Genomic DNA, 18,592 nt, shown 5'->3' on the forward strand with positions numbered 1-18,592 from the left:
CTGTCTTACTTCTCCTCGGTGGGGCGGGCGTGGGTCACGGCGGGTTCGTTGCCGCCGAGCAGCAGGTACAGGACGGCCATCCGGATGGAGACGCCGTTGGTGACCTGCTCGACGACGGTGCAGCGGTCGGAGTCGGCGACGTCGGCGGTGATCTCCATGCCCCGGACCATCGGTCCTGGGTGCATCACGATCGCGTGGTCGGGCATCTTCGCCATGCGGTCGCCGTCGAGGCCGTAGCGGCGGGAGTACTCGCGCTCGGTCGGGAAGAACGCGGCGTTCATGCGCTCGCGCTGCACGCGCAGCAGCATCACCGCGTCGGACTTGGGAAGCGTGGAGTCGAGGTCGTAGGAGACCTCGCAGGGCCAGGTCTCGACGCCGACCGGCAGCAGGGTGGGCGGGGCGACGAGGGTGACCTCGGCGCCGAGGGTGTGCAGCAGGTCGACGTTGGAGCGGGCGACCCTGCTGTGCAGGATGTCGCCGACCAGGGTGATCCGGCGGCCGTCCAGGTCCTTGCCCAGGCCGGCGTCGCGGCCGACCAGGCGGCGGCGCATGGTGAAGGCGTCGAGCAGGGCCTGGGTGGGGTGCTGGTGCGTGCCGTCCCCCGCGTTGACCACGGCCGCGTCGATCCAGCCCGAGGTGGCCAGGCGGTACGGGGCGCCGGAGGCGCTGTGCCGGATGACGACGGCGTCGACGCCCATGGCCTCCAGGGTCTGGGCGGTGTCCTTGAGGGACTCGCCCTTGGAGACGCTGGAGCCCTTGGCGGTGAAGTTGATGACGTCCGCGGACAGGCGCTTCTCGGCGGCCTCGAAGGAGATCCTGGTCCGGGTGGAGTCCTCGAAGAAGAGGTTGACGACGGTACGGCCGCGCAGGGTCGGCAGTTTCTTGATCGGCCGGTCCGCGACCCGGGCCATCTCCTCGGCGGTGTCGAGGATCAGGACGGCGTCGTCGCGGGTGAGGTCGGCGGCCGAGATGAGATGACGCTGCATCTGTCAGGCTCCGTAAGGCGATTCAAGCGGAAGAGCGGGATAATTCGGGCGGCCGGGCGTGCGGGCGCACCGAGCGGGCGCACCGGGCAGGCGTACGGCACTGCTGGACGCGTACGCGGGGTGCTAAGGGTGGGCGCCCGGGGTGGTCGGCTTGGCACCGAGCAGCACGGTGTCGCGACCGTCCTCCTCGGCGAGCTGGACCTTGACCGTCTCCCGCAGCGACGTGGGGAGGTTCTTGCCGACGTAGTCGGCGCGGATGGGCAGTTCGCGGTGGCCGCGGTCGACGAGGACCGCGAGCTGCACCGCGCGCGGGCGGCCGATGTCGTTCAGCGCGTCGAGGGCGGCGCGGATGGTGCGGCCGGAGAAGAGCACGTCGTCGACGAGGACGACCAGCCGGCCGTCGATGCCGTCGCCGGGGATGTCGGTGCGGGCCAGCGCACGCGGCGGGTGCATGCGCAGGTCGTCGCGGTACATGGTGATGTCGAGCGAGCCGACGGGCATCTTGCGCTCGGTGATCTGCTCGAGCTTGTCGGCGAGCCGCCGGGCGAGGAAGACGCCCCGGGTCGGGATGCCGAGGAGCACCACGTCGTCGGCGCCCTTGGCGCGTTCGACGATCTCGTGGGCGATGCGGGTCAGGACCCGGGCGATGTCGGGCCCTTCCAGAACGGGCCGGGCGTCGGACCGGGCGTCCGGTCGCGCGTCCTGCTGCTGGTCGTGCTGGTCGTACTGTGCGTCCATGGGAAACGGACCTCCTTCTCCGCCTCACGGGACGGATCTTAAAGGACGTCTAATATGCGCCACCTACGGTAGCAGGCCCACAGCACCGGCCTTCACGGCCCCCTGACACTCCCCCGTCACTCTTCTGCCGCACCCGCGTCACCCGCCCGGAGTAATGGATGGCGGATACCACGGAAGAGTCGGTGCGGACCATTCGGCTTGACGCAGCAGAGTAACGCTGCGTAACCTCACAGTGAGTTACCAGCCGCGCGGCCGACAACACAGCCTGCCGCGTCGACACCTTGTCCGGGGAGCCATATGTCCAGCGAATACGCCAAACAGCTCGGGGCCAAGCTCCGGGCCATCCGCACCCAGCAGGGCCTTTCCCTCCACGGTGTCGAGGAGAAGTCCCAGGGCCGCTGGAAGGCCGTCGTGGTCGGTTCGTACGAGCGCGGCGACCGTGCCGTGACCGTGCAGCGCCTCGCCGAGCTGGCGGACTTCTACGGCGTTCCCGTGCAGGAGCTGCTGCCGGGCACCACTCCTGGCGGTGCCGCCGAGCCGCCGCCGAAGCTGGTCCTGGACCTGGAGCGGCTGGCCACCGTGCCGGCCGAGAAGGCGGGCCCGCTCCAGCGGTACGCGGCCACGATCCAGTCGCAGCGCGGCGACTACAACGGCAAGGTGCTCTCGATCCGCCAGGACGACCTGCGCACCCTCGCCGTCATCTACGACCAGTCGCCCTCGGTCCTCACCGAACAGCTCATCAGTTGGGGTGTCCTGGACGCGGACGCGCGCCGCGCGGTGGCGTCCCACGAGGAGCTCTGAGCCACAGCCGCCTCAGCAGACCTCAGCAGAAACGTGCCGCCGGGGTGGCCGGAACCGTTCGTACGGTTCCGGCCACCCCGGCGGCCTTATGACGTCCGCACCCCCACGACGCCGCGTCCCCCGCGTCCCCCGCAAGACCCGCGGAGCTACTCGCGGCGCAGCGAGGGCTTCAGGTCCTTCAGCCGGCCGAGCAGGCCGTTGACGAACGCGGGCGACTCGTCCGTGGAGAACTCCTTCGCCAACTGCACCATCTCGTCCAGGACGACGGCGTCCGGGGTCGCGTCGACCCAGACCAGCTCGTACGCGCCCAGGCGCAGGATGTTGCGGTCGACGACCGGCATCCGGTCGAGCGTCCAGCCGACCGAGTACTGGGCGATCAGCTCGTCGATGCGCTCGGCGCGCGCCGCGTAGCCCTCGACCAGCTCCATCGTGTACTCGCTCACGGGCGGCTGCCGGGTGTCGGCCCGGGAGTGCCGGACCCAGTCGGCGAGCACCGTCAGGACGTCGGCGCCGCGCTGGTCGCCCTCGAAGAGGATCTGGAAGGCGCGCTTGCGGGCCGTGTTGCGAGCAGCCACGGTTAGCTGTTCACCCGGCCGAGGTAGTCGCTGGAGCGGGTGTCGACCTTGATCTTCTCACCGGTGGTGATGAAGAGCGGGACGCTGATCTGGTGACCGGTCTCCAGCGTGGCGGGCTTGGTGCCCCCCGTGGAGCGGTCGCCCTGGACGCCCGGCTCGGTCTCCTTGATGACCAGCTCGACGGCGGCGGGCAGCTCGACGAAGAGCACCTCGCCCTCGTGCTGGGCGACGGTGGCGGTGAAGCCCTCGATCAGGAAGTTGGCGGCGTCGCCGACCGCCTTGCGCTCGACGTGTAGCTGATCGTAGGTCTCCATGTCCATGAAGACGAAGTAATCGCCGTCCATGTACGAGAACTGCATGTCACGCTTGTCGACAGTGGCCGTCTCGACCTTGACGCCGGCGTTGAAGGTCTTGTCGACGACCTTGCCGGAAAGCACGTTCTTGAGCTTGGTGCGCACGAATGCCGGGCCCTTGCCGGGCTTGACGTGCTGGAACTCGACGACTGACCAGAGCTGGCCGCCTTCGAGCTTGAGCACCATGCCGTTCTTGAGGTCGTTCGTGGAAGCCACGGTTGCGGAATCTCCTGGACTGGACTGACGTGGACGACCCCGGCGCGCACGGCTCGGCTAGAGCGCGAGCAGCTCCTTGGTCGTGATGGTGAGTAGCTCGGGTCCGCCGTCCGCCTCGGGGCGCACGACGAGCGTGTCATCGATCCGGACCCCGCCCCGGCCCGGGAGGTGGACCCCCGGTTCGACGGTGACCGGCACACAAGCGTCCAGTTTACCCATGGCCGCGGGGGCCAACTGCGGGTCCTCGTCGATTTCGAGTCCGACACCGTGACCGGTGAGGGCCGGAAGGTTCTCCGCGTACCCCGCCGAGTCCAGTGCCTGGCGGGCCGCGCGGTCCACATCACGGCAGGCGGCGCCGGGTGCGAGGGCCTCACGTCCGGCCCGCTGGGCGGAGAAGACGAGGTCGTACAGCTCGATCTGCCAGTCGGCCGGCGAGGTGCCGATGACGAACGTACGGCCGATCTCGCAACGGTATCCGCGGTACGTCGCGCCCAGGCAGACGGAGAGGAAGTCGCCCTCCTCCACGCGCCGGTCGGTGGGCCGGTGGCCGCGGCGCCCCGAGTTCGGGCCCGTGCCGACGGAGGTGAGGAAGGCGGGGCCGTCGGCTCCGTGGTCGACGAGACGGCGTTCCAGCTCCAGGGCGAGATGCCGTTCGGTGCGGCCGACCAGGATGGACTCCAGGAGTTCACCGAGGGCCTGGTCGGCGATCTCGGCGCCGATGCGCAGGCAGGAGATCTCCTCCTCGTCCTTGACCACCCGGAGCTGCTCGACCGCCTGTCCGAGGTCGGTCAGGCGCAGCCGGGGAACGACCGAGCGCATGGCACGGTGCCGGACCACGGTGAGGTGGTGGTCCTCCGTGGCGAGGGACTCGGCGCCCTGGTCGGCGGCGAGGCCGGAGGCCGCGACGGCCGGATCGCCGCCGGGTCCGGGCAGCGCGCGCACCGGCAGCGACTCGTCGGGCCGTCCGTCGGCCGGCCGGTCGTCCGGCGGGCCCGAGCAGACCAGCAGGTCCTCGGTCTTGCCGAGCAGCAGCACGGCGCCGTGCGGGGCGGCGCCGGCGAGATAACGCACGTTGGCGGGCCGGGAGACGAGCGCCGCCGCGCTGCCGCCCGCGTTGCAGCGTTCCCGTAGGCGCGTCCGGCGGGCCGCGTAGACCTCTGACATGAGCCGAGCGTATGGCTCCGCCGGGGAGTGCGCTGCTTGGGTGGGCCGAGTGGGCGGGGCCGGGGAATGCGGGGTGCGCCCATTGGGGTGGGGCCTTGTGTTGTGTGGGGCGTCTGGCCGCCGGTGGGGGCTTGTCGCGCCCCGCGGCGGAGCCGCACATCGATACAGCCCCACGCCCCTGCTTACCAGTTCGGGGGGCTGGCTATCGAGCGGGACAGGACCTCGTTGAGGACCTGGGCCGTGTCCGGGACGTCGAGTTGGGAGTTGTCGATGATGGGGAGGCCGGAGCCGTACCAGCCGGCCATGCGGCCGTGGATGCGGGCCACCTCCTCGTCGGTGAGGCGTCGGTTGCCGCTGCGTTCGGCGTTGCGCTCCAGGACGATGTCCAGGCCCGGCAGGAGGACCACCGGGAGCAGGCCGGGGCCGACGTGCCGCTTCCAGCCGCCGAGGCCGACGACCGGGCGGTCCGGGAAGACCGCGTCGTCGAGGATGCACGAGATGCCGTTGGCGAGGAAGTTGCGCGCGGAGAAGCCGCAGGTGCGGCGGGCCAGGCGGTACTGCGCCTCCGAGTGTTCGTTCCACCCGGTCTGGGGGTCGGCGAAGCCTGAGCGGACCCATTCACGGACGTCGTCGAGGCTGATGTGCGCGGTGGGGACCCGGCGGTGGTCCGCCCAGTACTTGGCGACGCTGGTCTTGCCGGCGCCCGCGGGGCCGATGAGCAGCACCGCGAGGGTGGTCGAGGTGGAGTCCGGCGCGGCGGCCATGGCGGGGGGCACGCTGGGCACGGCCACCGGGCCGCCGGGCGGCAGCGGCACATGGCCGGTGGTCTCCGGCACGGGCGGGGCGGGAGCCGGCTGCTGCGGGCCCGGAGCCGGGGGCGGCGACGGGGCCTGCTGGGCCGCGCCGGGGTGCGGGGCCCGCAGGGGGTACCCCGGCGCCGAGGGCTGCGGCACGGGGGCGACGGGTCCCTGGTGCGGGCCGGGGTGGTGTGCGGCCGGGGACCAGCCGGCGGCCGGTCCGTGCCCCGGCTGGTGGGGCGGCGGCAGCGGAGAACCCACTGGGTGCTGCATCCGGTGCCACTCCGTCTCGTACAGGCGATGGGCGCTGACGGCGGGACGGGTGCCCGCCCCCTCTGCTACCGAACGGTACCGCCCCCGGCCGTCGTTTGGTGAACGGCCGGGGGCGGCCCGAAGTGCCCGTCCGACAGGTCGAATCGGACGGAAGGCGCACCGGGGTACTACTCGCCCACCTCGCCATAGGCGGCGAGGAGGACGGCCGGGTCGGGGCCCTCCAGCACGGTGGGCTTGGCGAGGCCGTCCAGGACGATGAAGCGCAGCACGTCGCCGCGGGACTTCTTGTCGACCTTCATGTTCTCGACCAGCTTGGGCCACTGGTCGTACCGGTAGTGCAGCGGCAGCCCGACGGATTCGAGGATGGCGCGGTGGCGGTCCGCGGTGGCGTCGTCCAGGCGGCCCGCCAGCCGGCCCAGTTCGGCGGCGAAGTGCATGCCGACGGAGACGGCGGCGCCGTGGCGCCACTTGTAGCGCTCGTTCTTCTCGATGGCGTGGCCCAGGGTGTGGCCGTAGTTCAGGATCTCCCTGCGGCCCGCTTCCCTCAGGTCGGACGAGACGACCTCGGCCTTGACGTTGATGGAGCGCACGATCAGCTCGGCGGTGTGCGGTCCGGCCGGGGTGCGCGCGGCCACGGGGTCGGACTCGATGAGGTCGAGGATCACCGGGTCGGCGATGAAGCCGGCCTTGATGACCTCGGCCAGGCCGGACACGTAGTCGTTGACCGGGAGCGAGTCCAGGGCGGCCAGGTCGCACAGCACACCGGCCGGCGGGTGGAAGGCGCCGACGAGGTTCTTGCCCTCGGCGGTGTTGACGCCGGTCTTGCCGCCGACGGCCGCGTCCACCATGGCCAGCACGGTGGTGGGGACGGCGATCCAGCGCACGCCGCGCAGCCAGGTCGCGGCCACGAATCCGGCCAGGTCGGTGCTGGCCCCGCCGCCGACCCCGATGACGACGTCGGTACGGGTGAACCCGGACTGGCCGAGCGCCTTCCAGCAGTAGGCGGCGACCTCGGCGGTCTTGGCCTCCTCCGCGTTGGGCACCTGGATGGCGATCGCCTCGTAGCCCTGTTCGGCGAGGTCGCCGCGCAGCGCGTCACCGGTCTCGGCGAGCGCTTCGGGGTGGATCACCGCGACGCGTTTGGCCTTCGCGCCGATCAGGCCGCCCAGCTCGCCCAGGAGCTGCCGGCCCACCAGGACCTCGTAGGGCTCTGATCCGGCGGTGCCGCCGACCTGGATCCTCTTCACAGCGTTCACCACAGCGTCCTCCGGCCGGGGGTCCGAGGGTCGGCCTCCGGGAATTGCAGCCAACTCCAGTGCGTCCAGGGCGGCTTGGGTGACTTCTTCGGGCGTACGGCCGTCGGTGGTCACGACGACCGCGGCCACCTCCTCGTACAGGTGCCGACGGGCCTCCATCAGCTCGCGCCACTGCTTGCGCGGGTTGATCGCCAGCAGTGGGCGCGCCGCGTTCAGGCCGGTGCGCTTGACCGCCTCGTCGACGTCCATCGAGAGGTAGACGACGCGCTGCCCGGCGAGCAGCGCGCGCGTGTCCGCGTCCAGGATCGCGCCACCACCGAGGGCGAGGACTCCGTCGTGTCCGGTGAGCGCCGCGCGTACGGCGTTCTTCTCCAGCTCACGGAAGGCGCCCTCGCCCTCGTTCACGAAGATCTCGGCGATGCTCCGCCCCTCGGCGGAGACGATGTCCTCGTCCGTGTCCCGGTGGCCGACGCCGAGCCGCTCGGCCAGCAGCCGTCCGACGGTGGACTTGCCGACGCCCATCGGGCCGACGAGGACGACCAGCGGTGCCCCGCTCATCGGACGGCCAGGTTCTCGAGGTACGAGGTGACGTTGCGGCGAGTCTCGGCGACCGAGTCGCCGCCGAACTTCTCCGCGACGGCGTCCGCGAGTACGAGGGCCACCATGGCCTCGGCGACGATTCCGGCCGCCGGTACGGCGGACACGTCGGAGCGCTGGTGGTGTGCCTGCGTGGCCTCGCCGGTGGTCACGTCCACGGTCTTCAGTGCCCGCGGCACGGTCGCGATCGGCTTCATCGCGGCGCGCACCCGCAGCAGTTCACCGGTGGTGAGGCCGCCCTCGGTGCCGCCGGAGCGGCCGGTGACACGGCGGATGCCGTCGGGCGTGCCCACGATCTCGTCGTGGGCCTGGGAGCCTGGCACGCGGGCCAGCTCGAAGCCGTCGCCGATCTCGACGCCCTTGATCGCCTGGATGCCCATGAGGGCGCCGGCGAGCCGCGCGTCGAGCTTGCGGTCCCAGTGGACGTGCGAGCCGAGGCCCACCGGCACGCCGTAGGCGAGGATCTCGACGACGCCGCCGAGGGTGTCGCCGTCCTTGTGGGCCTGGTCGATCTCGGCGACCATCGCCTTCGACGCGTCCGCGTCCAGGCAGCGCACGGGGTCGGCGTCCAGCTTCCCGACGTCGGCCGGCGTCGGGTACACGCCGTGCGGCGCCTTCGCCCCGGCCAGCTCGACGACATGGCTGACGATCTCGACGCCGGTCGTCTCCTTCAGGTACGACCGGGCCACCGCGCCCAGCGCCACCCGGGCCGCCGTCTCACGGGCCGAGGCGCGCTCCAGGATCGGCCGGGCCTCGTCGAAGCCGTACTTCTGCATGCCCGCGAGGTCGGCGTGGCCGGGCCGGGGCCGGGTCAGCGGGGCGTTGCGGGCGAGGCCGGCCAGCACCTCCGGGTCCACCGGGTCGGCCGCCATGACCTGCTCCCACTTGGGCCACTCGGTGTTGCCGACCATGACGGCGACCGGGGAGCCCATCGTCAGACCGTGCCGGACGCCGCCGAGGAAGGTGACCTCGTCGCGCTCGAACTTCATCCGCGCGCCGCGACCGTAGCCCAGCCGCCGCCTCGCCAGGTGGTCCGCCACCATGTCGGTGGTGATCGGCACACCGGCGGGCAGGCCCTCCAGCGTCGCGACGAGTGCGGGACCGTGGGACTCCCCCGCGGTCAGCCAGCGCAACCTGCTCAACGGTGCTCCTCAGTGCTCGCGCCCCGGTATGCCCTGCGTACGCGTCCTGTCCGCGTACGCGACGACTCGACCGGGTGCGCGGCCCCGGTCCGCCGCCTTCGATCCTCCCACGTCCGGCCACTCGGCCCGGTCGCCGGTCCATTTGACGGACGGACGGACGGCCGGACGGACGGCCGAGCGGGCGGGCACGGGTCCCGGGCCGCGTCAGGCGGAACCGTTGCCCCGCTGCCGCGAGGGAGCGTAGGAACCGAGGAAGTCGGCGCCGGTCTCCTCCTGCCGCGGCGGTGCGTACGGCCCCAGGTGGTCGGCGCCGGTGCCCTGACCGTCTTGCGCCGTCGTGCGCACGGCCTGCCCGGCGCGCGTCGCGCGCCGCCCGGCGATCCTGCGCCTGAGCTTGACCACCCAGCTCGCGAGGACGGCGAGCACGATCAGCGCAAGCACCGAGATCTGCACCCAGACGGGCAGGAAGCCCAGGACGGCCTCGAAGATCTGACTCTTGACGGAGGCCAGCGGCACACCTGTGTCCATGGATCGTCTTCCCCTCCCGTTCCGCCCCCTGCGGAACCGGACGGAGCCTAGCGGTCCGCCAGCGCGTGCTCTCCCGCTTTTCGCATCGCCGCCAGCGGCGCCGGAGCGCGGCCGGTCATCTGCTCCACCTGGAGCACCGCCTGGTGCAGCAGCAGGTCGAGGCCGCTGACGACGGCACCGCCGTACGCCGACCAGCGGGCGGCGAGCGCGGTGGGCCAGGGGTCGTAGAGCACGTCGAAGAGGGTCGTCGGCATCTCAGGGACGGCGGCGGCGAGGGCGTCGGTGGTGCCGGCCGGGGTGGTGGCCACCACCAGTGGGGCGCGCAGCGCCTCCTCGGCGTCGGCCCAGTCCGCGATGCGCACGTCGACGTCCAGCCGTCGCGCCCAGCCCCGCATCTCGGCGGCGCGTGCCGCGCTGCGGACGTAGACGGCGACCTCGCCGGTGCAGATCCGGGCCAGCGCGGCCAGCGCGGAGGAGGCGGTGGCGCCGGCGCCGAGGACCGCGGCGGAGTCGACCTTCTCGATGCCGTGTTCGCGCAGCGCGGCGACCATGCCGGGGATGTCGGTGTTGTCGCCGGTCCTGCGGCCGTCCTCGGTGAGGACCACGGTGTTCACCGCGTCCACGGAGGCCGCCGTGTCGCTGATCGCGTCGAGCAGCGGGATCACCGCCCGCTTGAGCGGCATGGTCAGCGACAGCCCCGCCCACTCGGGACCCAGTTCCTCGAGGAAGCCGGGCAGTGCCGCCTCGTCGATGTCGAAACGGTCGTACGTCCAGTCCGCCAGCCCCAGCTCCGCGTAGGCGGCGCGGTGCAGTACCGGGGACAGGGAGTGGGCGATCGGGGAGCCGAGAACGGCGGCCCTGCGCCGGTCAGTCGCCGGAGCTGGCATCGAACTTGTCCTTCAGCTTCAGGAACTCGTCGTGAGTCTTCGCGAACTCGGTCTTCTTCACGCCGTCGGTGGCCACGAAGTAGAGCCAGCCGTCCGCCGTCGGGTTGAGCGCCGCCTGCAGGGCCTCTCCGCCGGGGTTGTCGATGGGACCGGGTGGCAGGCCCTTGTTGGTGTAGGTGTTGTACGGGTCCTTGTTGCTGTTGATCTCGGACTCGCTGATGTGGATCTTGCTCTGGCCCTTCAGGTAGTTGAAGGTCGAGTCGAACTGCAGCTTCTGGTTCGTCTGGGTGTTGGATTCCTTGAGCCGGTTGTAGATGACCTCGGACATCTTGCGGAAGTCCTCGTGGGTCTTGCCCTCCGCCTGCAGCAGGCTCGCCACGGTGAGCAGCTCCCACGGCCCCTCGAGGCCGAGACCCTCCGCCTTCTCCTCGAGGCCGATCTTCTCGTACTGCGCACTGGCACGTGCCACCATCTGCTTGAGCACGTCCTCGGGCTTCTGTCCCTTGGCGGCCGAGTAGCTGGACGGGTAGAGGAAGCCCTCCAGGGGGTCCTTGACGTCCTTGTGGTTCAGCGCCCATTCGGGCAGGCCGAGGCTCTTGTACTCGGACTTGGCGACCTTGGCGGTGGTGCCCTTCTTCACCTCGAGGCGCTTGTCGATGAGCTCGTAGATGTCGGCGTTGCGCCTGCCCTCGGCGATGATCAGGTTGCTGCGGCTCTCCGGGTTGAGCAGGAGTTCGACCGCGCTCTCGGCCGACATCTCCTTCTGCAGCGTGTAGACGCCGTCCTGGATGCTCTTGCCCCGGGGGTTGCTCTGCTGGGCGGCGATGAAGGCGTCGACGCTCTTCACCACGCCCTTTCGCTTCAGCTCCTGGCCGATCGTCGAGCCGCCCGCGCCCTTGGGGATGGTGATGTTCACCTGCTCGCCGTTGCCCTCGCCCGCGAAGTCCGGGGCCGCGCCGAAACGATCCTGGTAAAACTGGTAGCCGAAATAGCCGATGCCCGCCACGCCGCCGCCCATCACCAGGCAGACCACCAGACAGGCGCATCCACTGCGGCGTTTCTTGGGCTTGCCGCCCCGGCTCCTGCGGTCCTCGCGGCCGTCGTCCGCCGCGTCGTCCTCGTCACCGCCGTCCCCGCCCGCGAAGAAAGCGTGCTCGCCCTCGTCCGGCCCGGGGTCCCAGTCGGTGCGCTGCGGCTCGGGCTCGGCACGCCGGCGGGCGGGCGGCTCCGGCGGCGGGTACGCCTGCGGGGTGCCGTAGAAGTCGGGCTGCTCCGCACCGTAGCCGCCGGCCTGTTGTCCGTAGGGGTCGGACGGCTCGGCCGGGTACTGGGCTTGGGGATGCGCGCCGGTGCCCCAGCCGCCGTTGTCGTATCCCTGCTGACCCTGCTGACCTTGTTGGCCCTGATGGCCCTGTTGCGGCTGGTGGGTCTGGGGCGCGTACTGCTGGTCGTACTGCTGCTGGTCGTACTGCTGACCGTACTGGTGCTGGTCGTACTGCGGCCGGCCGTACTGGTCGTACCGCGGCTCGGGGTGCTGGTGGCCGTACTGGTCGTACTGCGGCTGCCCGCCGCCGTACCCCGACTGCCCGCCGTCGCCCCAGTCGCCGTACTGCTGCTGCGCCTGCTGCTCCGGATACTGCTGCGGCTGGCCGCCGTAGGGAGACTGCTGACCCGTGTGGGCCTGCTGTCCGCCCCATCCGTCGTCCCCGTACAACGGGTCCTCCGGATGCCACGGTTCGGAGCCTGGGCCCCGGCCATACTCAGTCATGGATCCCCTAGAGCCGCGAGGCGACGGGGGGCGCGGCCTGTGCCGAAGGGGCCGCTTCCGTTCCGCCTCTTACTGTGCGGTGGCTGTTCGAAATGCCTCCGCATCGCGCGGAACGTTACCGCACCGCGATCAGATGACCACTTAGACGCCCTCGCCGGGTGGCCTGCCTGACACCCGTTCGGATTCCAGGGCCTGCTGGAGGATGATCACAGCGGCGGCCTGGTCGATGACCGACCGGCCCTTCTTCGACTTCACTCCGGAGGCACGCAGCCCCTGACTGGCGGTGACCGTCGTCATCCGCTCGTCGACGAGCCTGACCGGCACCGGAGCGATGCCGCGGGCCAGCTCCTGCGTGAAGCGCCTGACCTTGGCCGCGGCCGGGCCCTCGCCCCCCTTGAGGGAGCGCGGGAGACCGACGACGACCTCGATCGGCTCGTACTCCTCGACCAACTGCCTCAGGCGTCGGTGCGCCGCCGGGACGTCGCGGCCCGGGACGGTCTCCACCGGGGTGGCGAGGATCCCGTCGGGGTCGCACGAGGCGACGCCGATGCGGGCGTCGCCGACGTCGACGGCCAGGCGGCGGCCGCGGCGCATCACCGGGCCGTCCGGCTGATCTCCGGCCTGCTCCCCCGCCCGGCCGTTCTCCGGACCGCTCACTTGGCGGTGTCCGCCACGAGACGCTCGACGGCGTCGACGGCGTCGCCGATGGCAGCCGGGTTCTGGCCGCCGCCCTGGGCGACGTCGGGCTTGCCTCCACCCCCGCCGCCGAGGGTCTTGGCGGCGGTGCGCACCAGGTCACCGGCCTTGAGTCCGCGTTCGCGGGCGGCCTCGTTGGTGGCGATGACGGTCAGGGGCTTGCCGCCCACGGTGGTGAACAGGGCCACGACCGCGGCCCGGCCACCCTGGATGCGGCCGCGCACGTCGAGGACCAGCTTGCGCAGGTCGTCGGCGGTGGTGCCGTCCGGCACCCGGCCGGTCACCAGGGCGATGCCGCGCACGTCCTTGGCGGAGTCGGCGAGACCGCCGGCGGCCTGGAGGACCTTCTCGGCGCGGAACTTCTCGATCTCCTTCTCGGCGTCCTTGAGCTTGCCGAGCATGGCGGAGACCTTCTCCGGAAGCTCCTCCGGACGGCCCTTGACCAGCTCCTGGAGCTGGGCGACGACCGTGTGCTCGCGGGCGAGGAAATGGTAGGCGTCCACACCGACCAGCGCCTCGATGCGGCGCACGCCCGAGCCGATGGACGACTCGCCGAGCAGCTTGACCAGGCCGAGCTGGGCGGTGTTGTGCACGTGGGTGCCGCCGCACAGCTCCTTGGAGAAGTCGCCGATGGTCACGACGCGTACGCGCTCGCCGTACTTCTCGCCGAACTCGGCGATGGCGCCCTGCTTCTTGGCCTCGTCGATGCCCATGACGTCGGCGCGCACGTCGAGGTCGCGGGCGAGCACCTCGTTGATCTTCTGCTCGACGTCGGCCATCACGACCGTCGGCACGGCGGAGGGCGAGCCGAAGTCGAAGCGGAAGCGGCCGGGCTGGTTCTCGGAACCCGCCTGCGCGGCCGTCGGACCGAGGGCGTCGCGCAGGGCCTGGTGGGTGAGGTGGGTGGCCGAGTGGGCGCGGGCGATGGCCTTGCGGCGGCGGTCGTCGATGGAGGCCTGGGCCTTCGCGCCGACGGTGACCTCGCCGACCTGGACGACGCCCTTGTGGACGTACACGCCCGGCACCGGCTTCTGGCAGTCGCGGACCTCGATCACGGCGCCGGTGTCGACCCGGATCCGGCCGGTGTCGCCGATCTGGCCGCCGCCCTCGGCGTAGAACGGGGTGCGGTCCAGGACGATCTCGACCGCGTCGCCCTCGGTGGCGGCCGGGGACGAGGCGCCGTCGACGAGGATGCCGACGATCGTGGACTCGGTCTCGGTGTCGGAGTAGCCGACGAAGTCGGTGGCGCCGGCCCTGTCGGCGATCTCCCGGTAGGCACCGGTGCCGGCGTGGCCGGTCTTCTTGGCCCGGGCGTCGGCCTTGGCGCGCTCCCGCTGCTCCTTCATCAGGCGGCGGAACCCGTCCTCGTCCACGGACAGCCCCTGTTCGGCGGCCATCTCCAGGGTGAGGTCGATCGGGAAGCCCCAGGTGTCGTGGAGCAGGAAGGCCTTGTCGCCGGCGAGGACGGTGCCGCCGCCGGCCTTGGTGTCGCCGACGGCGGTGTCGAGGATGTTGGTGCCGGCCTTCAGCGTCTTCAGGAAGGCGTTCTCCTCGGCGACGGCGACCTTCTCGATGCGCTCGCGGTCGGTGATCAGCTCGGGATACTGCTGCCCCATCATCGCGATCACGACGTCGATCAGGTCCTTGACGACCGGCCCGGTGGCGCCGAGCAGCCGCATGTTGCGGATGGCGCGGCGCATGATGCGGCGCAGCACGTAGCCGCGGCCCTCGTTGCCGGGGGTGACGCCGTCACCGATGAGCATCACGGAGGTGCGCATGTGGTCGGTGACCACGCGCAGGGAGACGTCCGAGGCCTGGGCGTCGCCGTAGGCCACGCCGGTCAGTTCGGTGGCCTTCTTGATGACGGCCATGGAGGTGTCGATCTCGTACATGTTCTGCACGCCCTGCAGAATCATGGCGAGACGTTCCAGGCCGAGGCCGGTGTCGATGTTCTGGCTGGGCAGGTCCCCGAGGATCTCGAAGTCCTCCTTGCCGATGCCCTCGCCCCGCTCGTACTGCATGAAGACGAGGTTCCAGATCTCCACGTACCGCTCGTCGTTGACGGCGGGGCCGCCCTCGGCGCCGAACTCGGGGCCGCGGTCGTAGTTGATCTCGGAGCAGGGGCCGCAGGGGCCGGGGACGCCCATGGACCAGTAGTTGTCCTTCTTGCCGAGGCGCTGGATGCGCTCGGTCGGGACGCCCACGACGTCGTGCCAGATGCGCTCGGCCTCGTCGTCGTCCTCGTAGACGGTGATCCACAGACGCTCGGGGTCGAGGCCGTAACCGCCCTTGTCCTGGGGGCTGGTGAGCAGCTCCCAGGCGTACTTGACGGCGCCTTCCTTGAAGTAGTCGCCGAAGGAGAAGTTGCCGCACATCTGGAAGAACGTGCCGTGGCGCGTGGTCTTGCCGACCTCTTCGATGTCGGGCGTGCGCACGCACTTCTGCACGCTGGTGGCGCGGTCGAAGGGCGGCTTGACCTCACCGAGGAAGTAGGGCTTGAACGGCACCATGCCGGCCGGGACCAGCAGCAGAGTCGGGTCGTCCGCGATGAGCGACGCCGAAGGGACGACGGTGTGACCGCGCTCCTCGAAGAAGCTCAACCAGCGGCGACGAATCTCGGCCGACTCCATCAGTGGTCCTCATTCCGGTTGTACGAGTACGTCGTCCTGTCGACATACGTCGGGTTGTTGCTGTTCTCGATCGCGGCACGGCGCAGGGGGCCCGCGAGTTTCTGGTCGGCGGGGCTCTGCTCGACGGGGGCCTTCAGGCCCAGCGCGTCGTCCAGTTCGGCCTCCCGCCGGGCCATGTTGTCGCGGACGTCGAGCGCGAAGACGACCGCGCGGTCCTTGACCCGGGTGCCCACGTCCAGCGTCTTGTTGGCCGCGGTCGCGGCGAGGCTGTCGGGGGTGAGCTGCTTGAGCTTCCGGTTGACCTTGGTGGTGGCCCACACACCGGCGGCCACGCCGGTGCCGAACCAGAACGTACGGCGGAACATCGCTGGATCAGTCCTTCTTCCGCTTCGTCCGCCGCGCGGCCGGGATCGTACGGCCGACGATCACGGTACGCCGCGGCTCCTTGGCCGAGCCCGCGGGCACGTCCTCCTTGCGACCGCCCAGTGCCCGGCGCACGCCGTACCCGAACGCCGCGACCTTGACCAGGGGCCCGCCGAAGGTGGAGGCCACGGTGGTGGACAGCGCCGAGGCGTTCGAGGTGACCTCCTGGACGTCGGAGGCGATCGCGTCGACCCGGTCGATCTGGGTCTGCGCGGAGCGCACCGCCGACGAGGCGTCGGCCAGCAGCGGGACGGCCTGGTCGGTCACGTCCGCCACGAGCTTGGTGGTCGCCCTGAGCGTCTGGGCCAGCCTCGCCAGTGCGACGGCGAGGAAGGAGACCAGGATCGCCCAGAAGACGGCCACCAGGATCCCGGCCACCTCGCCACCGGACACTGTGTGCACCCGCTCCCTGAAAGACGTGCATGAACATCGGGAAAGTCGTGCACCGAGCCTATCGCGCCGGGCGCGGGGCTCCGTACCCGATTACCGTCCGCGCGCGGCGCGAAGCGGTGAAGTCGCGCGAAGCGATTGTACGGAGTGAATTCGGTTCAGTACGCTCCGTGTTTCATGCGAGACCATCGGCGCGACGGCATCCCGCACGGCAATCTACCGCTGGAACTGGACGCCTTCGTGGGGAGAGCGACGGAACTCGCGAAGCTGACCGGGGCGTTGGACTCCGGGCGGCTGGTGACCGTCACCGGGACCGGCGGCGTCGGCAAGTCGCGCCTCGCCGCGCGGGCGGCCGCGCGGTGCGCGCCCGGCGGCGGGGTGTGGCGGGTGGAGCTGGCGCCGCTGCGCGACGAGGAGTTCGTGGACTACGCGGTCGTGGAGGCGTTGGGCCTGACCGACCACACGACCCGGCTGCCGCGCGAGACGCTGTTCGCGCATCTCGCCGAGCAGGAGCTGCTGCTGGTCCTGGACGGGTTCGAGCATCTGGTCGACGCCTGTGCCGCGCTGGTGACCGACCTGCTGGGCCGCGCCCCCGGGCTCAGGGTGCTGGCGGTGGGCCGCAGGCCGCTGGGCGTGGCCGGGGAGCAACTGGTTCCGCTGGCGCCGCTCGGCCCCGAGGAGGCGGTGGAGCTGCTGACGGTCCGGGCGGGGCAGCGGCACCTCACCTTCGGCTACGACGCCGACCTGGACGAGGACCACCGGGAGGTGCGCGAGCTGTGCCGGCGCCTGGACGGGATCCCGCTGGCGATCGAGCTGGCGGCGGGGCGCCTCGGCGCGCTGTCGCCGGGGCAGGTGCTGCAACGGCTGGACGACCGTTTCCGGCTGCTGACGGGCGGGGACCGCACCGCGCTGCCCAGGCACCGGACGCTGCGCACGGCGATCGGCTGGAGCCACGAGCTGTGCACGCCGCCGGAGCGGCTGCTGTGGGCGCGCCTTTCGGTGTTCGCCGGGTCGTTCGACCTGGAGGCCGCCGAGTACGTGTGCAGCGGTGACGGGCTGCCGGGCGACGACGTGCTCGACGTGCTCTCCGCGCTGCTCGCCCAGTCCGTGCTGACCCGCGAGGAGTCCTTGGCCGGGGTGCGGTACCGGATGCTCGGCACGGTACGGGCGTACGGCGCCGACTGGCTGGAGGCGACGGGGGACGCGACCCGGCTGCGGCGGCGGCACCGGGACTGGTACGTGGGCCTGGCGACCTGGTGCGAGCTGGAGTGGTTCTCGCCGCGCCAGGGCGAGGTCGCCGCGCGGGTGGACGCGGAGCTGCCGAATCTGCGCGGTGCCCTGGAGCACTGTCTGACCGAGCCGGACGAGGCGCACCTGGGCCAGTATCTGGCGGGCGCCCTGTGGTTCCACTGGATCGGCTGCGGACGGCTGTCGGAGGGGCGGCACTGGCTGGAGCAGGCGGTGCGCCTGGACGCGGAGGAGACGGCGGGCGAACAGCCCCGGCTGAAGGCGCTGTGGGTGCTCGCCCACGTGGCGATCCTGCAGGGCGACACGGTGCCCGCGCTGGCGGCGCTCCAGGAGTGCCGGCAGGAGGCGGAGCGGTCGGCCAACCCCACGGCGGTGGCGTACGCGGAGCACCGCACCGGCTGCCTGGCGCTGGTGACGGACGACATGCCGCGCGCGGAGGCGCTGCTGAGCTCGGCGCTGCACCGCTACCGGGAGATCGGCGAACTCAACAGCAATGTGCTGATGGGCCAGGTGGAGCTGGCGATGACACGGGCGTTCCAGGGCGATCTGCCGGACGCGGTGCGCCTGTGCGAGGACGTGCGCCAGGTGTGCGAGGACCACGGCGAGCGCTGGGCCCGCGGCTATGCCCTGTACGTCCTGGCCTACGCGGCCTGGAGCGACGGCGACCCGGTGCGCGCCCGCGAGCTGCTGGCCGACTGCCTGGGCAGTGCCCACCGCTTCCGGGACCAGCTCGGCTCGGTCCTTGCGGTGGAGCTGCTGGCCCTGGTCACGGTGGCGCAGGGCGACGCCGCGGAGGCCGCGGTGCTCCAGGGCGCTGCCGGGCGGATGTGGCCGTCGGTGGGGTTGCCGTTGTTCGGCTCGGCGCACTACAACGCGCCGCACGAGCTGTGCGAGGCGGCGGCCCGGGAGCAACTGGGCGACGAGCGGTACGAGGAGTGCGTACGGCACGGGGCGCGGCTCGGCCGCCGGGAGGCGGTGTCGCGGGCGCTGCGCCGGCCCGGGGTGCCGGCCTCGCTGCCGGCGCCGCGTCCGGCCGGGCGGCGTGCCGCGGGCGCCGGGACGGCGAAGCCCGCCGCCTCACGCACCCGGAAGGGCGGGGAGACGGCGGGCTGAGGTACCGCGGG

General features: G+C 71.6%; 17 protein-coding genes. 2 read left to right on the plus strand and 15 right to left on the minus strand.

Annotated features, from left to right (window positions below; genetic code table 11):
- Positions 1–5: 5 nt before the first annotated feature.
- Both KUM40_RS13160 and pyrR read right to left on the minus strand, forming a co-directional pair.
- Entirely contained in the window at positions 6–986 is a 981-nt protein-coding gene (locus tag KUM40_RS13160) for an aspartate carbamoyltransferase catalytic subunit (protein WP_217166018.1), read from the minus strand.
- A gap of 123 nt (positions 987–1,109) precedes the next feature.
- Positions 1,110–1,724 (minus strand): bifunctional pyr operon transcriptional regulator/uracil phosphoribosyltransferase PyrR, encoded by a 615-nt coding sequence (pyrR, locus tag KUM40_RS13165; protein ID WP_217166019.1) that lies wholly within the window; start codon positions 1,722–1,724, stop codon positions 1,110–1,112.
- A gap of 297 nt (positions 1,725–2,021) precedes the next feature.
- Here pyrR and bldD point away from each other — a divergent pair, with 297 nt between their 5' ends.
- Positions 2,022–2,525, plus strand: coding sequence for a transcriptional regulator BldD (gene bldD, locus KUM40_RS13170; protein ID WP_007447547.1), 504 nt, complete (start codon positions 2,022–2,024; stop codon positions 2,523–2,525).
- Positions 2,526–2,671: 146 nt separating this feature from the next.
- Here the strand turns inward: bldD and nusB are convergent, their stop codons facing one another.
- From nusB to KUM40_RS13235, 13 genes are all read right to left on the minus strand, one after another.
- Positions 2,672–3,100: a transcription antitermination factor NusB gene (gene nusB, locus KUM40_RS13175; RefSeq protein WP_217166020.1), complete on the minus strand. Its 429-nt coding sequence runs from the start codon at positions 3,098–3,100 to the stop codon at positions 2,672–2,674.
- 2 nt (positions 3,101–3,102) lie between these two features.
- Positions 3,103–3,669 carry an elongation factor P gene (gene efp, locus KUM40_RS13180; RefSeq protein WP_217166021.1) on the minus strand — a complete coding sequence of 189 codons (567 nt, stop codon included), beginning with the start codon at positions 3,667–3,669 and terminating at the stop codon, positions 3,103–3,105.
- A gap of 57 nt (positions 3,670–3,726) precedes the next feature.
- Complete coding sequence (locus tag KUM40_RS13185) at positions 3,727–4,833, minus strand: aminopeptidase P family protein (RefSeq protein WP_217166022.1); 1,107 nt, start codon at positions 4,831–4,833, stop codon at positions 3,727–3,729.
- 182 nt (positions 4,834–5,015) lie between these two features.
- Positions 5,016–5,903 carry a Pro-rich N-terminal domain-containing protein gene (locus KUM40_RS13190; RefSeq protein WP_217166023.1) on the minus strand — a complete coding sequence of 296 codons (888 nt, stop codon included), beginning with the start codon at positions 5,901–5,903 and terminating at the stop codon, positions 5,016–5,018.
- Between the two features lie 167 nt (positions 5,904–6,070).
- A complete protein-coding gene (aroB, locus tag KUM40_RS13195) occupies positions 6,071–7,717 on the minus strand; it encodes a 3-dehydroquinate synthase (RefSeq protein WP_217166024.1) in 1,647 nt (548 codons plus the stop codon).
- Positions 7,714–8,898 carry a chorismate synthase gene (gene aroC / locus KUM40_RS13200; protein ID WP_217166025.1) on the minus strand — a complete coding sequence of 395 codons (1,185 nt, stop codon included), beginning with the start codon at positions 8,896–8,898 and terminating at the stop codon, positions 7,714–7,716. The genes aroB and aroC overlap by 4 nt, the downstream gene beginning before the upstream one ends.
- Positions 8,899–9,102: 204 nt before the next feature.
- The gene (locus KUM40_RS13205) at positions 9,103–9,426 is read right to left on the minus strand and encodes a hypothetical protein (RefSeq protein WP_217166026.1); all 324 of its coding nucleotides are present in this window, start codon (positions 9,424–9,426) and stop codon (positions 9,103–9,105) included.
- 47 nt (positions 9,427–9,473) lie between these two features.
- On the minus strand, positions 9,474–10,313 hold the full coding sequence (locus KUM40_RS13210) for a shikimate dehydrogenase (RefSeq protein ID WP_217166027.1): 840 nt from the start codon (positions 10,311–10,313) through the stop codon (positions 9,474–9,476).
- Entirely contained in the window at positions 10,294–12,081 is a 1,788-nt protein-coding gene (gene mltG, locus KUM40_RS13215) for an endolytic transglycosylase MltG (protein ID WP_217166028.1), read from the minus strand. Before mltG ends, KUM40_RS13210 begins: the two co-directional genes overlap by 20 nt.
- Positions 12,082–12,222: 141 nt before the next feature.
- Complete coding sequence (ruvX, locus tag KUM40_RS13220; protein WP_217166057.1) at positions 12,223–12,675, minus strand: Holliday junction resolvase RuvX; 453 nt, start codon at positions 12,673–12,675, stop codon at positions 12,223–12,225.
- A 59-nt stretch (positions 12,676–12,734) separates the two neighbouring features.
- Positions 12,735–15,407 (minus strand): alanine--tRNA ligase, encoded by a 2,673-nt coding sequence (gene alaS, locus KUM40_RS13225; RefSeq protein ID WP_217166029.1) that lies wholly within the window; start codon positions 15,405–15,407, stop codon positions 12,735–12,737.
- The gene (locus KUM40_RS13230; RefSeq protein WP_217166030.1) at positions 15,407–15,772 is read right to left on the minus strand and encodes a hypothetical protein; all 366 of its coding nucleotides are present in this window, start codon (positions 15,770–15,772) and stop codon (positions 15,407–15,409) included. Before KUM40_RS13230 ends, alaS begins: the two co-directional genes overlap by 1 nt.
- Positions 15,773–15,779: 7 nt before the next feature.
- On the minus strand, positions 15,780–16,232 hold the full coding sequence (locus KUM40_RS13235; protein ID WP_217166031.1) for a DUF948 domain-containing protein: 453 nt from the start codon (positions 16,230–16,232) through the stop codon (positions 15,780–15,782).
- A gap of 165 nt (positions 16,233–16,397) precedes the next feature.
- Between KUM40_RS13235 and KUM40_RS13240 the strand changes: the two genes are divergently transcribed.
- Positions 16,398–18,581, plus strand: a complete 2,184-nt coding sequence (locus tag KUM40_RS13240) for a regulator (protein ID WP_217166032.1) — start codon at positions 16,398–16,400, stop codon at positions 18,579–18,581.
- The last annotated feature ends 11 nt before the right edge of the window (positions 18,582–18,592 follow it).

The organism is Streptomyces sp. AC512_CC834 (genome assembly GCF_019049325.1).
Lineage (GTDB): Bacteria > Actinomycetota > Actinomycetes > Streptomycetales > Streptomycetaceae > Streptomyces.

Coding starts and splice junctions, on each gene's coding strand:
- KUM40_RS13230 (WP_217166030.1), bottom strand. CDS start 15,772: ATGTTCCGCCGTACGTTCTGGTTCGGCACCGGCGTGGCCGCCGGTGTG.
- KUM40_RS13160 (WP_217166018.1), bottom strand. CDS start 986: ATGCAGCGTCATCTCATCTCGGCCGCCGACCTCACCCGCGACGACGCC.
- mltG (WP_217166028.1), bottom strand. CDS start 12,081: ATGACTGAGTATGGCCGGGGCCCAGGCTCCGAACCGTGGCATCCGGAG.
- KUM40_RS13240 (WP_217166032.1), top strand. CDS start 16,398: ATGCGAGACCATCGGCGCGACGGCATCCCGCACGGCAATCTACCGCTG.
- pyrR (WP_217166019.1), bottom strand. CDS start 1,724: ATGGACGCACAGTACGACCAGCACGACCAGCAGCAGGACGCGCGACCG.
- KUM40_RS13205 (WP_217166026.1), bottom strand. CDS start 9,426: ATGGACACAGGTGTGCCGCTGGCCTCCGTCAAGAGTCAGATCTTCGAG.
- aroB (WP_217166024.1), bottom strand. CDS start 7,717: ATGAGCGGGGCACCGCTGGTCGTCCTCGTCGGCCCGATGGGCGTCGGC.
- KUM40_RS13210 (WP_217166027.1), bottom strand. CDS start 10,313: ATGCCAGCTCCGGCGACTGACCGGCGCAGGGCCGCCGTTCTCGGCTCC.
- alaS (WP_217166029.1), bottom strand. CDS start 15,407: ATGGAGTCGGCCGAGATTCGTCGCCGCTGGTTGAGCTTCTTCGAGGAG.
- bldD (WP_007447547.1), top strand. CDS start 2,022: ATGTCCAGCGAATACGCCAAACAGCTCGGGGCCAAGCTCCGGGCCATC.
- ruvX (WP_217166057.1), bottom strand. CDS start 12,675: ATGCGCCGCGGCCGCCGCCTGGCCGTCGACGTCGGCGACGCCCGCATC.
- KUM40_RS13185 (WP_217166022.1), bottom strand. CDS start 4,833: ATGTCAGAGGTCTACGCGGCCCGCCGGACGCGCCTACGGGAACGCTGC.
- KUM40_RS13190 (WP_217166023.1), bottom strand. CDS start 5,903: ATGCAGCACCCAGTGGGTTCTCCGCTGCCGCCGCCCCACCAGCCGGGG.